Source organism: cyanobacterium endosymbiont of Rhopalodia gibberula (assembly GCF_003574135.1).
Taxonomy (GTDB): domain Bacteria; phylum Cyanobacteriota; class Cyanobacteriia; order Cyanobacteriales; family Microcystaceae; genus Rippkaea.
Genome location: NZ_AP018341.1, coordinates 2,683,272 through 2,698,492 on the forward strand (window position 1 = coordinate 2,683,272; position 15,221 = coordinate 2,698,492).

Here is a 15,221-nt window from a genome sequence, read left to right on the forward strand (position 1 = left end):
ATTAAGTTTATCGTCTCTTTAAGAGATCATATTAAAAATATGTAAATTTTTCAAAAAAATTCTAAGAAAACAGCTGTGTTAATAAACAGCAGCCAGAAAAATGGGCAGATTAGTAATCTACCTAATTTTTTTAGGTTAATAAGTAGGCTTAATTTTTAAGTAAACCAACATCTAGTAATTGCCTTGTTTTAACTACTTTTATATTTTTTACTTATTTAAACTTGCTTACTTAATTCTCTACCAATACATTCTGATTGATTTCGACAATGGTTTAGATTAAAAATATTTTGTTAAATTGATTGTTTACAAATAACTTGCTGATTATTGAGTGTATTTTCTGTTTATTTAATAACTGTTTAACTAATATCAAAGACTTTTTATGTTTAGTCGGTGTCAAACTTACCGTACTGACAACGACTAAACTGACTGCACTAGTTTAAACTAATAAAATTTGAAAACTAATAAGTTCAATAATGACAAAAGCGATATTAAATCTGATGGAAAAGATTGTATTTTTTCAAATTATTCTGAAACTGTACATAACTTTTTTATCAATTTAACTAATCGTAGAGAGTTTATTCTTTGTTGTTGCTCAAACAATCATCAGTTAAGTGTGTTTTTAAGAAAATTGAAAAAAGAATAATTGCTCTTCTAGACTAATGTATACTAAATTAATAGCTAATAACTTTCAGAACTCTTACTTTAAGAAAATCATATAAACTCCAGAAACTCAATTTTTATTAAAATTAAATTTTTGTAATACTGCAAAATTTACAAGGAAAAACTTTAAGCTTTAGTTTATTAAACTGTTGTTATAGCTAGTTTAGAAAAGCTAAGATAATTAAAGTTAATTACTACGTAAAGCTCTTAAGAAGGTTGATTTAAAGTCCTTTATCATACCTGTTACTCTAAATCTTGCCATCTTCCTTTTCTAGGGATATCAGTAAAATTACTATATATAGTCAAAAACTCTCATAGGACAAACAGTTGTCTTTAAAAGAATATAAAAATAAATGTTTAGCATAATTTAAAATTTAAATATTAATCCTGATTTATTTGTAATAAATAACACCACACATCCTCAATATTTGAAGAATACTCAAAATTTGCTTGAATCCTCTTCGATAGATAACATTTAATATTATTTATAATACACTTTTAATACAGAAATAGATTTTTATCTTTCAATAATACCACCTCCTAATAAAATTTCCCCATCATATAAAACTGCTGCCTGACCTGGAGTAATCCCAAATTGAGGGTCATGAAAGACTAATTTAATACGATGATTATCCAAAGGAATAACATCAACTGGAACTGCAGGAGAACGATAGCGAATTTGGGTTTCTACCTGAATAGGAGAAGAGAGGTCAGGAATTGAAATCCAATTTATTCTATTTACAGTACAATCAGAACGTTCTGCATTGCCACGATTAGCAACAATAACCCGGTTCATTAAGGGATCGAGTTTTGTTACATATAATGGCTCAGTTGCCGCAATTCCTAAACCCTTACGTTGTCCGATAGTATAGTGATGAACTCCTTGATGTTTTCCTAATACCTTGCCGTCGAGATTAACAATATCTCCTTCTTTTTGAGTAATACTCTGATCCAGAAAAGTTTTCATAGATCCATAAGCCTCAATTAAACATAAATCTTGACTTTCAGGTTTATTTGCGGTTTTCAAATTGAATTCATTAGCAATCTCTCTGGTTTCTTCCTTAGTTTGATTTCCCAAAGGAAAAAGAGTTCCTGCTAATATCTCTTGGGAAAGATCATAAAGGAAATAAGATTGATCTTTATTACAGTCAACTGCTCGTAATAATTGATATCGTTGATTAACTTCATCGTAGCGAACGCGTGCATAATGACCCGTAGCGATGCGATTGCACTCCAATTTTTGTTTAGCATACTCTAACATGGGTCCAAATTTGACCACCTTATTACATTGAGAACAGGGAAGAGGCGTTATCCCTGACTCATAACCTGAAACTAAATAATCGACAATATTAGCTTGAAATACGTCGCGGATATCAACAACATGGTGGGGAATACTCAACTGTTCGCAAATCAAAGCTGCGTCCACCATTCCCTCTGAACAACATTGTCCTTTCCCTTTCATTAACCATAGAGTTAGCCCAATAACTTCATAACCTTGATGCTGAAGACTAGCCGCCGCAACAGAACTATCAACACCACCTGATAAACCGACCAGAACTTTGTCCATCACACTTGTGTTTCTCGTAACCTTACTTTATTCAGGATAACTCATTACTTATAACTGTTGGCTTATGACTTTTGATTGTTATTCGATAAATCTATCTTAAGAGTAAATGTTTAACATTAAATACTAGAGATGAAGTCTTTATGAGAAGAGCATTAATTATAATGATAATGGTTATTCTGGACTAAGCATAAAAATGAGTAGAAAATAAACTCCAAAGTTCTTATTTTGACTGTGTTCTATAACTCTGAATACTTAATTTAAAATTATCCTTTATATAGAAAAAAAGCAATAATAAAGTCTTTTTTATCTTAGAAGTATTGCCAAGCAAGATTCCTCGTATGGAAGGTCCACACTTTTGATATTTTCTTGAGAATTTTAAGCTTGAGAGTATTGATATCATAGAACTATTTTGTAGTAGCAAAGTTATGGTTTTCCTAGACTAAGTGTAGTATAGCAATGAAAAGAAAATCAATGTAAACCTAGATAGGTTATCGTGAATTAACACATAAAACACTTCTCTTTATAGATAGATAAAAATTATTTCCTTATCTAAAAAAGTAGAAATTAAAGAAAAAATATATTTAATATACTATCTAATCTATTACTTGATTTTATTAATCAGGCAATTGATATTAAAAGTATAAAAGTGACTGATTATTATTTTAGCAGTCAAGATTAAATTTTTATGTAACTCAATAGTTTTACTAATGAAGTCAATTTAAATTGCCCGTATAGAGTCAGAGATATTTCCTTAAGTAATTACCAAATATTTTTTTAGGTAAATCGCTGTTATTTTAACAATGTTCAATACAATAAAGTTTTTAGTAAAAATTAGTTCTTTTAAAAAAGAAGAATATTCTATATAGAAGAACTAGAATCAAAAGTAATTCAAGCAGTTTTAGAGATTAACATTAAAAATGTTGCTTTAAAAAATAAGATAGGATTTTTTTGAAACTCAAAAAATAGAAAAAATATAGCTTTATAAACTTCATCATTTTAAAAAAATAATTTACTTATAAAATAAGATCTTAAAATTGTTAAATAAATTCTATAAAAAGAGAATTAGTATGAAATTAATAATTTTATAAAAAAATTAAATAAATGCTCTCTAACACTAATTTTAGAGCAAAAACTAAATAGGTAAAAGAGTACAAGCTTCTACATACCAAATATTTTTAAAAATATTTGGTATGTAGAAGCTACTTAAAATAGAGAAAATAAAAAATATCTATTTAGAATATCTATTTTAAATAAATAGAAAATGATAAATATTTTTAGACTTAAATTTTAAGTAATAAAGTATTTAATAAATTTTGCAACTTGAAAATGGACATAAACTCATTATCAATATTTTCTGAGTAGTTATTCAAAAAATAAATGGAACAATTGACAAAATTGTAGCTTATTTTTGTAATTTACTCTTCCAATGGATACTAGGAAAGATAAATCAGAAGATTAAGTTAATTAGAAGACAAGCTTATAGCTAAACTAACTTTGATAATCTTAGAAGAGAAAAAGAGTTTTATGAATCTGGCGTTTTTCCCATTAACTATATTGCCCTTAATCTAGGAGAGTAGAATTGTAGGACGACTTAATTACAAATCTTAAGTAAATTACCTGAATATAATAGCATTACTATTCTTTTTGATAAAGAATCAGAAATAATAGCACATCGGTTCAAGATTTCCTCAAAAGTGCGATCTCTAAAGGCGCACTGAAGGTGAACGCAACCTTAAAGACTAGCCTGAAATTCCCTCTGTCCATTATGATCCAAAGGGGTGAAGCCGGAGCAAATAGCCGGATAATTCCTTAAGCTTAACTCTTAGGTGTTCTTTTCTCACCATAACTCTATGGATTTTTCTAGCAACATTGCCAGTCAACTTAATGCCGAAACAATTCTGCCAGAAGGAATTGTTATCATTACTCTCCTCTTGATTTTGGTAGGAGACCTCATTTTTGGTCGTAGTTCAAGAACATGGCTACCATATGCTGCCATGGTTGGGTTGTTTACTTCGCTTATCGCCCTTTGTTTGGCTTGGGATACTGCTACTCCCATCAGTTTTTTAGGGTCATTTAATGGAGATAACCTCAGCATTGTTTTTCGGTCCATTATCGCCCTGTCTACTTTAATGACTGTTTTGATGTCAGTTCGTTACATAGAACAAACAAAAACATCTTTGGCTGAATTTATCGCCATCATGTTAACGGCTACTCTAGGAGGAATGTTCTTATGTGGGGCTAATGAGTTGGTGATGATTTTTATTTCCCTAGAAATGTTAAGTATCTCCTCTTATTTGATGACAGGGTATATGAAACGGGACCCTCGTTCCAATGAAGCAGCTTTGAAATACCTTTTAATTGGGGCTTCTAGTTCAGCTATTTTTCTGTATGGAGTTTCCCTTCTCTATGGTTTATCCGGAGGAGAAACTAACCTCGATGCGATAGCTACTAACATTACTAATGTCGGCGGAGAACAGTCTTTAGGGATAATCATTGCCTTAGTCTTCGTCATTGCCGGAATTGCCTTTAAAATTTCTGCGGTTCCTTTTCATCAATGGACTCCCGATGTTTATGAAGGTTCTCCCACTCCCGTTGTCGCCTTTCTTTCTGTGGGTTCTAAGGCCGCAGGATTTGCCCTTGCGATTCGTCTGTTAGTGACTACTTTTGCTGTGGTTGAAGAACAATGGCATTTTATCTTTACCGCTTTAGCTATTCTCAGTATGTTGCTGGGAAATATAGTAGCTTTAACCCAAACCAGCATGAAGCGGATGTTAGCCTATTCTTCCATTAGCCAAGCCGGTTTTATCATGATTGGCTTAGTGTCAGGTACGGATGAAGGATACTCTAGCATGGTGTTTTATTTGCTGGTTTATTTATTCATGAACTTGGGGGCATTTACAGGAGTTATTCTCTTTTCCCTACGGACTGGAACTGATAAAATTAGCGAATATGCTGGGCTTTATCAAAAAGATCCCTTACTAACTTTAGGGTTGAGTATCTGTTTACTTTCCTTAGGTGGGATTCCTCCGTTGGCTGGCTTTTTTGGAAAAATTTACATTTTCTGGGCAGGTTGGCAAGCGGAACTTTATGGGTTAGTTATCCTCGCTTTAGTCGCTAGTGTAATCTCCATCTATTACTATATTCGTGTGGTGAAAATGATGGTAGTGAAAGAACCTCAAGAAATGTCCGATGCGGTGAAAAACTATCCCAAAATTTGCTGGAATTTATCGGGGATGCGTCCCCTACAAGTGGGGTTAATTTTAAGTATGATTGCCACTTCTTTAGCTGGAATTTTAGCAAATCCTTTGTTAACTTTAGTTGATAATTCAATAACTAGTACCCCAATTTTACAATCGGTCACTATTCATAGCCAAATCTCTCAGCTTGAGACTACACCAAATCTAACTCACTAATAATTGCCGGTAGCAGGTGGGGTGGGCAATGCCCACCTTATCATCATTACTGTCTGGATTATCTCTATTATGAATAATAATCCACAATTTTATTTTTTTTTACTAAATTCAAGTCTTTTTTTACTATATTCAAGTGATTTCTAAAGGTCTTTATACAATGGATAATAAGCTTATTCCGGGAAAATTTGACCGGTATTTTCAAAGTCAAAGATTATAGCTAACCTGTTGGACAGATTTTTGCAGGTTAGCATTAAGAACTAATTTTTCTTTATAGGGACTTCGAGAAACCGTTGATTATCTATGTTATGTGAGTCCAAACATAAATAATCAATAGTTAGAGTTTTAATATTTGTTAGTATTCAAGTGTCATTTTTAATGACTTGTTGCTATGGATTTTATTGATTTTTTTTAAAAAAAATCTGTGGTGGTGTTTGTTATTTTTTTTGAAAAAAATATAGGATTTTTTGATTTACAACTGGTTTATATAACTTAGCTTCTAAGACTACCAAAGTTAAAAACCATCAAGAAACTTAAGTTGATTCGACAATACTAGTTACTTGTCTTGATTTGGTTTACTCAATAATCGAATTTATCTTTAACGTTTCTGAACTAAAGTGTAGCGCTTCTAACTTTTGTGAGGTAGACTCTAATGTGTTTCTCCATGCCCATTTTCTAAGAATAAAGAGTCATAGTTTTTTGTCCATGGGGGAACTGTTATTGAAACTGACAATAGGTGATAAGCAAAAAAACTACCGTTAATTAAAACTTAAATAAACTGTATTGAGTCAGAATTAAGAGAAATCTTCACACTGAAATACTATAGCCAAGAACAACTTACTGACCACTAAACCGATTACTAATAAGGGTAAACAACAAATGAAAAAGGTCTATGAAGGAAAAGCCAAGATTATTTATACTACCGATGATCCCGAAATTCTTCTTGCTCACTTTAAAGATGATGTAACAGCTTTTAATTCCTCAAAAAGAGGCATAATACAGGGTAAAGGAGAAATTAACTGCCAAATTTCCTCAGCTTTATTCAAATGGCTAGAGTCTAAAAATATTGCTACCCATTTTATAGATCAACCTGGTCATCGTGAAATGCGCATCCGTGCCGTCAAAATTGTCCCAATTGAAGTAGTTGTTAGAAATATTGCCGCGGGGAGTCTGTGCCGACAAACAGGCTTAATCGAAGGTAAAATCTTATCTTTTCCTCTAGTAGAATTTTATTTAAAAAACGACGAACTTGGAGATCCATTATTAACCCGTGAGCGTCTACTACTCCTGGAATTAGCCTCCCAAAAACAACTTGAACAACTTCAGTCTATAGCCTTAAAAATCAATATATATTTGACAGAGTTTTTTGCTAGTTGCCAGATTACCTTAGTAGATTTCAAATTAGAATTTGGTTTAGATCCTCAAGGAAACCTCCTTCTAGCCGATGAAATTAGTCCTGATACTTGTCGTTTGTGGGATAAACAAACAAAAAATATCCGAGATAAAGTTTTGGATAAAGATCGATTTCGGCACGACTTAGGAGAAGTAGAAGCAGCCTATCGACAGGTTCAACAAAAGGTTTTAGAAAAATTAAATATCAGATAAAGTCCCTGACATTGGAACCTTTACGAGTAGTTCTGGTCACTAGATTCGATAATTTAGCTCGGTTGCTTAGGCACTCTGTCAGCTATTATGAGTCAATAACAAAAATATAAATACAATAAACAACGCTGTAGCTTGATTGGGTGTGTGGAAGTGTCAAACGAGATTAAAAAATTACGGTTGTCTCCTATGGTGGTAGTTCCTTTCGTAACTGCCACTATGTTAAACTTGGCCCAGTCTATTAGGGGAGAAACTATAGTCCCTTTAATTGAAACAACTCTCGAAGAGGAGAATTCAGAGACTATAGTAAGCATGACGGACTCTAAGTCCGTCATGCTAGGGGAAACTGCACTAGCACCTGCGTCGGTTTCTATTTTGGAAAACGTAATGGAAACCGATGTAACCTCTCTGACAGATTCAAAGGCTAATAATTTAGCTGTTTCTCAGGAGACTCCGGCATTGATAATGCCTGTCACCTCAGAAGATTTAGACTTTCAGATTTCATCAATCTTAGAACAGGAAACTCCCTTGGTTTCTAAGTTGAAAAAGGTGATTGCGGCAGATTTAACTTCTTCAACGGATACTCAAGGGCAAATTGAGGTATCTGAGATAGAATTACCCGAAAAGGACAAATTACCAACCTCAAAGGAAATCCAGACTCCTATTGAACCATCCTTGTCAGATAGTCCTTTGATTGAAGAAATATCAGGGGAAGAACCCAGGGTTTTAGTGGTAGAAGTTTTAGTTAGTGGAGTTGATGAGGACCTAGGAAATCTAGTCTATAACACTGTTCAAACTAGGCCAGGACGAACAGCTACTCGCTCTCTGCTACAAGAAGATGTTAATGCAATCTATGCCACTGGATTCTTTTCTAATGTTAAAGTTACCCCTGCCGATACACCTTTAGGGGTACGCATTACCTTCGATGTGCAACCTAACCCAACTCTGAGTGAAGTTGTCGTAGAAACAGGCACAAATGAGGAAGCTCGAGCATTACCGCCTGAAGTTGTTGAGGATATTTTTAGGGATCAGTATAGGACAATTCTTAATCTACGAGAATTACAAAACGGCATCCAAAAACTTAATGAATGGTATTCTGAACAAGGCTATGATCTAGCCCAGGTTATTGGTTCTCCTAAAGTTGGGGATGATGGAATTGTAACCCTAGTGGTATCCGAAGGGGTAATTCAAGACGTACAAGTGAGATTTTTCGACGCAGAAGATGAACCCATTAATGGTCGAACACGCCCTTTTATTGTGACTCGTGAGATGCAACTCGAACCAGGGAATGTTTTTAACCGCAGAATCGCTCAAACTGATTTGCAAAGAGTCTTTAGTTTAGGGTTGTTTGAAGATGTCAGAATTTCTTTTAGCCCGGGGGAAGATCCGCGAGAGGTTATTGTTAATGTAGATGTAGTGGAAGGAAATACTGGATCTCTGGCTGCAGGAGCTGGAATTAGTTCCACTAGCGGACTGTTTGGAACAGTCAGTTATCAAGAGCAAAACCTAGGAGGAAATAACCAAACTATCGGGGGTGAGGTTCAAGTTGGAGAACGGGAATTACTCTTCGATGTCAATTTTACCGATCCTTGGATTGCCGGTGATCCTTTTCGCACTGCTTATACGGTTAATGGATTCCGTAGACGGACTATCTCTCTAGTCTTTGATGGAGATGATTCTTCGATTAGAACCCTCAACGACTTTGATAGTCCACGGGTAGTTCGGACTGGGGGTGGGGTAACTTTTGTACGTCCTTTGGCAGATGATGCCTTCAGTGTACCCGATTGGCGAACTTCCCTAGGCTTCAACTATCAACGGGTTCAAGTGGAAAATTCGGAGGGTGATATTGCGCCTTTATCAGCCCCTCTCAATGGTTTTCCCTCTCAACCCTTAGCTTTTAGTGATGAGGGAAAGGATGACCTGTTTACTATCAGTTTTGGAGCTTCTCAAGACTTTCGTAACAATCCTTTACGTCCTACGAGTGGTCATCTGTTGCGCTTGGGAGTCGAACAAACTATACCCGTAGGTTCAGGCAGTATTTTCTTTACCCGATTACGAGGAAGCTATAGTCACTATATCCCTGTAGATTTTATTGATTTAGGCTTTATTGATGAAGATCAACCAAAACCTCAAGCATTGGCTTTTAATTTTCAAGCAGGAACAGTTTTCGAGGATTTACCCCCTTATGAAGCCTTTGTCATTGGGGGAAGTAACTCAGTGCGTGGTTACGATGAAGGAGAATTAGGAAATGGACGTAGTTATTTCCAAGCAACAGCAGAATACCGCTTTCCTATCATTCCAGCAGTTGGGGCAGCTCTCTTTGTTGACTATGGGACAACGATTAAGTCTCAACGCTCAGTAAGAGGCTTTCCAGGTACAATTCGAGGATTACCTAGTGATGGTTATGGTTACGGCCTTGGTGTTCGCATTCAATCGCCAGTTGGGCCAATTCGGGTTGACTATGGAGTAAATAATGAGGGGGATTCCCGCCTCCACTTTGGTATTGGGGAAAGATTTTAATGAAAAACCAGATTTTATTATTTTTCTGATTTTCCCCTCGATTTTTTTTCAATTGGTTCAAATTACTTTAATTAGAGGATGAGATTATCGCCTTGATTCGGTGAAAGTTAAACAACTTGTTTTTCGGATTTATGGAGTTTTTCTTCCTAAAAATGTTAAATAAAACTATCACGATTTATTTATGTAAAGTTCGATTTAAAACTAACAATTTATTTTATATACAGTTGGTGCTTCGCCGATTTTTTACTTAAGTAAAACCAATATAAATAATAATTAGAAATAGAATGTAATTTATCCTAATCGTCGGATACATAAACAAGATTTAACGAGATAAGGACTCAATATAATACAATTAATGATAAGTCAAAAAATACAATTGATTAACAATGAGCGTTGGCTCATTTATTCAAAGAGTTTTAAAAAAACTTGAGGTTGGTTAAGTTTTTTTAAAATTAATAGAAAGCTTTTTTTTAGAGATTACCCATTTTGACTTGTCAGGAGGTAGAGGGCATGTCATTTTTAGTGTAGATACGTTGAAATAAATTTCATGCTTTCAAGATATCCAAGAAAGACTATAAAAAAGATAATTAACCACTAAGACAGCTTCCATTCTCTGTGTTTACTCAAATTGGGATTAACGGTATTACAAGTAGCTGAAGTATTAGAATCTAGATATGGAGTAAGTAATAGAGATTTGAACAAACAATAATTGATAAAAGACTGTTATTTATACCTTGAGGGTAATTATGAGTTCTACGGTTAAAGGGGTTATTACAGTATCAGGAGTTGGGTTACATTCCGGGGTGGAAACTAAGGTAAATATTTTACCTGCACAATCAGGAGAAGGTCGCTATTTTGTTAGGGTAGACTTACCAGGAAATCCTATAATTCGTGCTGAGGTAGCTTCAGTTAGTCAGACGACTTTATCAACGGAATTAAGTCAAGGAAAAGTAGCCATTCGTACGGTTGAACATCTTCTATCCACGTTAATAGCTATTGGGGTCAAAGATGCCCGTATTGAAATTGATGGACCAGAAGTCCCGTTGTTGGATGGATCTGCTCAGGAATGGTTTAAAGCGATGATTCAAGGGGGTGTTAGTCCTTCTTCATTGTCCGCAGGTTCTCCCTTATTAAAACCGATTTTGATTAGGGATGGAGAAGCTTTTGTGGCTGCTGTACCTGCGTCTGAGACTCGTTTTACCTATGGAATTGATTTTCCTTACTCTGTTATTGGCAATCAGTGGCACAGTTGGAATCCTAATATAGAATCTTTTGAAGATACAATCGCCCCTGCTAGAACTTTTGGTTTTGCTGATCAAATTGAAAAACTACAAAAGGCAGGTTTAATTAAGGGAGGAAGTTTAGAAAATGCCTTGGTGTGTGATCACGAAAAATGGTTAAATCTCCCTTTGAGATTTGAAAATGAACCTGTCCGTCATAAATTATTAGATTTAATTGGGGATTTAAGTTTATTAGGAACCATTCCTCAAGGGCATTTTTTAGCCTATAAAGCAAGTCATAAGCTTCATATTCAATTAGCTATGGCGATCCAAGAAAAGTTGAATTCTTAAGAATAAACATGAATTAACCTGATAAATAATCGGAGACTCGATTTATATGAATGTTTTAATAACTTAACTATTTACGAGAAAAGCAAAAAAGTTTACCATAGAGTAAAGAGCAGAGTTATCATCAAGTCTAGGTTTATTCTTACTGTCACTAGTATTCTGTCTTGTTCAACTATGACCCGTTATCATACAGTTCGTATAAACCATCGTCAAGAAGGAAAAGAATATACCTTAAAAGTACCCGATGATCACTACATTCTTCATAGTGTGGAAGAACAAGGTAATCAATTGCCTTTTTTGTGTAGAAATGGAGCTTGTACCGTTTGTGCTGTGCGTATTCTATCAGGAGAAGTCTATCAACCTGAAGCTGTAGGATTATCTCCAGAACTGAAAGACAAAGGTTATGCTTTATTGTGTGTTAGTTATGCTCGATCTTGCTTAGAAGTAGAAACTCAAAATGAAGATGAAGTTTATGAGATTCAATTCGGACAGTATTTTTGTAAGGGGGAAAAGAAATTTAAAATTTTTGCGTATGATGATTAAATTAATAGATAGATATTATAGATGATAATATCCTTAATTATTGAGGAGAAACTGAAATTTTTAAAAAACACTTTAAGGTTTATTTTTAGAATAAAATTTATCCATTATTAAGTTATCAATAGTTTATTATTAACTATTAATCATGCACAAACCAAGTCAAAACGAACTAGAAACACTTTTAGAGATTGCCACAGAAGCGGTGATGACTGCTGGAGTAATTTTACAAGATCTTTGGGGTAAATTAGAAAGAATTGAGGAGAAAGGTCGTCCTGGAGATTTAGTCACCGAAGCTGATAAAACAGCAGAAGCAGCTATTCTAGGTATTCTACACCGTCGAGTTCCTCAACATCAAGTTTTAGCTGAAGAATCTGGTCTCTTAGGAGTAGCTAAGAGTGATTATCTTTGGGTAATTGATCCTCTTGATGGAACTACTAATTATGCCCATAGCTATCCCATTTACGCCGTATCTGTCGGGTTATTGATAGAGGGAATACCCCAAGTAGGAGCCATTTATGATCCCTTTAGGAAAGAGTTATTTAGAGCGGCTAAAGGATTAGGATCTACCCTTAATTATCGTCCTATTCGAGTTTCCAAAACTACAGAATTAAGTAATAGTTTGCTTGTCACAGGATTTCCTTATGATCGCCAGGAGACTCAAGATACCAATTATCCTGAATTTTGTTACTTAACTCATATCACTCAAGGGGTGCGCCGTGCAGGAGCGGCCGCCCTTGACTTGGCAAATGTAGCTTGTGGCCGCCTCGATGGGTATTGGGAAAGAGGATTAAGCCCTTGGGATATTAGCGCAGGAATTATCATTTTGGAGGAAGCAGGGGGAAAAATCTCTGCTTATGATGAGAGTACTTTAATTATTGAATCGGGGAGATTATTAGCTACTAACGGGCATATTCATCATGTTTTGAGTCAAGCTTTAGATGAAGCATTGCCCTGGCTGCAGAATTTTTATCAAGTAAAACCATTCTAGTTATATAGCCATAAATTTGGTGTTTAAAGGCGCAGCAAAGATGACAACAACATAAGAAAAAGAGAAGTTTCAGTCACTGAAGGGGTGGGCTTATAATTTGGTATAAGTTTTTCTATTTAACAAGGACTATTTAAATCTGAGCTCGTCGGCCACTATTACTATGCAATTCTTGGATTTTTGATAGATGTAGATGTCGAGCAAATTCGCTAACGTTACCTGAAAGTTTCTTTTTGTTTTTGTCTTTATTCTGAATACTTATAAAGGTCAAACAAAAAACAGAAAGAAACTAGAGAATAAGTTGTCATAAAAATCAGTTAATTTTGCCTAGAAAACGCCATTTAAAAGCCAGCTAAAATGGTCTGTATTTAGCAATACATATTGATTGCTATTGCTTTCAGGTCTAAAACTGCATATAAATTATTTCAAGTTACAGTGACTCAAAATACTTTATTGAATTTATTTAAAAGTTAATCAAATCCTTAACTTATGAACAATATCAGGGCTCGGGTTAAACATTAGTAAAATTGCTCAAATTAATGAATTGAATTTAGTTTATCTAAGCAACGAATGCGGCAAAAAAACTAAGATTAAACCTCCTCCTGAACTACCTAAACTTGAATTTTATCTAGAAGACTTGAAACAACCGCTAAAGATTGAAAAAACTCTTGTTTCTGTTGTTTATTCTGTCATTCTAGGGACAAGTTGATATCTTGATCGTCAATAATATAATGTTCTAAGCCATCGTAGAATTACGAGAAGCTCTGAAAACTAAACCAAACAATTCAGTATGTCATGGCTCACTAGGATTAACTTCTTTTGAAGGAAAGTAACTCACCATGGCTAAGGTTCATCTCAATAAAGCTTCGCAAGAAAACTCTAAACACCTGGTGGTTACTCAACCTAAAAAATATCTTAAACAACTGACGAGTAATGACAAAAACAAATCTTCTAATAACTAAATCCAGGGAAAACTTTTTGACTCTTTATTTAGAAAAAAGAGGTAGCTTACACTTTGCTGGTAAAAGGCGATCCTACGCTAGGCTAAAAGATAGGACTTTAACCTCCCATTTTTGGGGCAAAACAATACAAAGCAAGAGGCAAAAAAAACCATGATCAATCAACCACCTGCAGGAGCAAGAGACTTACTTCCCCTCGAAGTTGTACAAAAGGCTTGGATTAATGATCTTCTTCAACAAGTCTTTGGACAATGGGGATATCAACGTGTTGTCACTTCCACCATTGAATGGTTAGAAACATTGATAGCCGGAGGAGCTATTGATCCTTCGACAGTGATTCAACTACGGGATAGTTCTACAGGGCAATTAGGATTGCGGCCAGAACTAACTGCTTCGATTGCCCGGACTGCTGTTACTCGCATGGCTGATACCACTTATCCCCAACGCCTCTGTTATCGTGCTAATGTTTTTCGAGATCCTCCGGTAGGTCATCACGGAAAACAATTAGAGTTTTATCAAGCAGGGGTAGAATTGCTTTTTTCGGGAGGAGTGTTAGCGGATGCGGAAATCTTATTATTAGTCGCTGATTGTCTCGAACAGTTAGGAATCCCCTATTGGCATCTTATTTTAGGAGAAGCCAGTTTGACGCGATCACTTCTTGAACCCTTCCCAGGTTCCCTCAAAAGTCAGGTGTGTCGATGTCTGGCTCAACTTGACTATGTCACCTTAGAAAATCTTGACTATCCTTCTGTTGACTTACAACAGCGAGGAAAATTATTGTTTGATTTACGGGGAACTCCTGCTCAGGTGCTCCAAAAAGTTAGCCAATTAGAGTTAGACAAAGCTGGAGAAAAAAGTGTTAACAACCTAAAATACTTGGTCGAACTAATTGAAACAAGCTGGTCAAAACCTTTTCCGTTTATCTTAGATTTAAGTCTAATTCAAACCTTTGATTATTATACAGGAATTGTGTTTAAAGCTGTTGGAAAAAGTAACAACAAATTACAAATTCTAGGTCAGGGAGGACGCTATGACAAACTTCTTGGAGTTTACCATCCTCAGCAAACATCAGCCCCAGGTATTGGATTTTCTTTCAATCTTGAAGACCTGTATACTTACTTATTAACCACTGCTATTTTGCCACAAACTCCTCCTCTAATTGATTTTCTCGTGATTGCTCAAACTTCCCGGTCCCAATCAATAGCCTTGAGTTATGCTCAACAACTTAGACAGTCTTCAGAAAAGTTAAGGGTAGCCCTAGAATTGGGGGGACGTTCTCCCGAAGAAATTCGTAATTATGCGCTGAAAAGTTGCATTAAAACTCTTGTTTGGATGACCGAAACAGGAGAAGTAAACATTGAAACTCTGAACAATTAAACTGAAAATCAACTCTGATTTAGGTAATTACTT

The 15,221-nt window shown here is 35.0% G+C and carries 9 protein-coding genes; 8 read left to right on the forward strand and 1 reads right to left on the reverse strand.

What is annotated here, in order from left to right; genetic code table 11:
* Positions 1–1,177 precede the first annotated feature (1,177 nt).
* Positions 1,178–2,227, reverse strand: a complete 1,050-nt coding sequence (mnmA, locus tag RGRSB_RS08700) for a tRNA 2-thiouridine(34) synthase MnmA (protein ID WP_119260706.1) — start codon at positions 2,225–2,227, stop codon at positions 1,178–1,180.
* Positions 2,228–4,077: 1,850 nt separating this feature from the next.
* Here mnmA and RGRSB_RS08705 point away from each other — a divergent pair.
* From RGRSB_RS08705 to RGRSB_RS08735, 8 genes are all read left to right on the forward strand, one after another.
* Positions 4,078–5,640, forward strand: coding sequence for an NAD(P)H-quinone oxidoreductase subunit N (locus RGRSB_RS08705; RefSeq protein WP_119260707.1), 1,563 nt, complete (start codon positions 4,078–4,080; stop codon positions 5,638–5,640).
* Positions 5,641–6,516: 876 nt separating this feature from the next.
* Complete coding sequence (purC, locus tag RGRSB_RS08710; protein WP_119260708.1) at positions 6,517–7,242, forward strand: phosphoribosylaminoimidazolesuccinocarboxamide synthase; 726 nt, start codon at positions 6,517–6,519, stop codon at positions 7,240–7,242.
* Positions 7,243–7,458: 216 nt separating this feature from the next.
* Positions 7,459–9,759 carry a BamA/TamA family outer membrane protein gene (locus RGRSB_RS08715; RefSeq protein ID WP_420823016.1) on the forward strand — a complete coding sequence of 767 codons (2,301 nt, stop codon included), beginning with the start codon at positions 7,459–7,461 and terminating at the stop codon, positions 9,757–9,759.
* 746 nt (positions 9,760–10,505) lie between these two features.
* Complete coding sequence (gene lpxC / locus RGRSB_RS08720) at positions 10,506–11,330, forward strand: UDP-3-O-acyl-N-acetylglucosamine deacetylase (protein WP_119260709.1); 825 nt, start codon at positions 10,506–10,508, stop codon at positions 11,328–11,330.
* A gap of 171 nt (positions 11,331–11,501) precedes the next feature.
* On the forward strand, positions 11,502–11,870 hold the full coding sequence (locus RGRSB_RS08725; RefSeq protein ID WP_119260710.1) for a 2Fe-2S iron-sulfur cluster-binding protein: 369 nt from the start codon (positions 11,502–11,504) through the stop codon (positions 11,868–11,870).
* A gap of 142 nt (positions 11,871–12,012) precedes the next feature.
* Positions 12,013–12,855: an inositol monophosphatase family protein gene (locus tag RGRSB_RS08730; RefSeq protein WP_119260711.1), complete on the forward strand. Its 843-nt coding sequence runs from the start codon at positions 12,013–12,015 to the stop codon at positions 12,853–12,855.
* Between the two features lie 836 nt (positions 12,856–13,691).
* Positions 13,692–13,814, forward strand: a complete 123-nt coding sequence (locus tag RGRSB_RS10810; protein ID WP_269460784.1) for a hypothetical protein — start codon at positions 13,692–13,694, stop codon at positions 13,812–13,814.
* A gap of 150 nt (positions 13,815–13,964) precedes the next feature.
* Positions 13,965–15,188 (forward strand): ATP phosphoribosyltransferase regulatory subunit, encoded by a 1,224-nt coding sequence (locus tag RGRSB_RS08735; protein ID WP_119260712.1) that lies wholly within the window; start codon positions 13,965–13,967, stop codon positions 15,186–15,188.
* Positions 15,189–15,221: the final 33 nt, after the last annotated feature.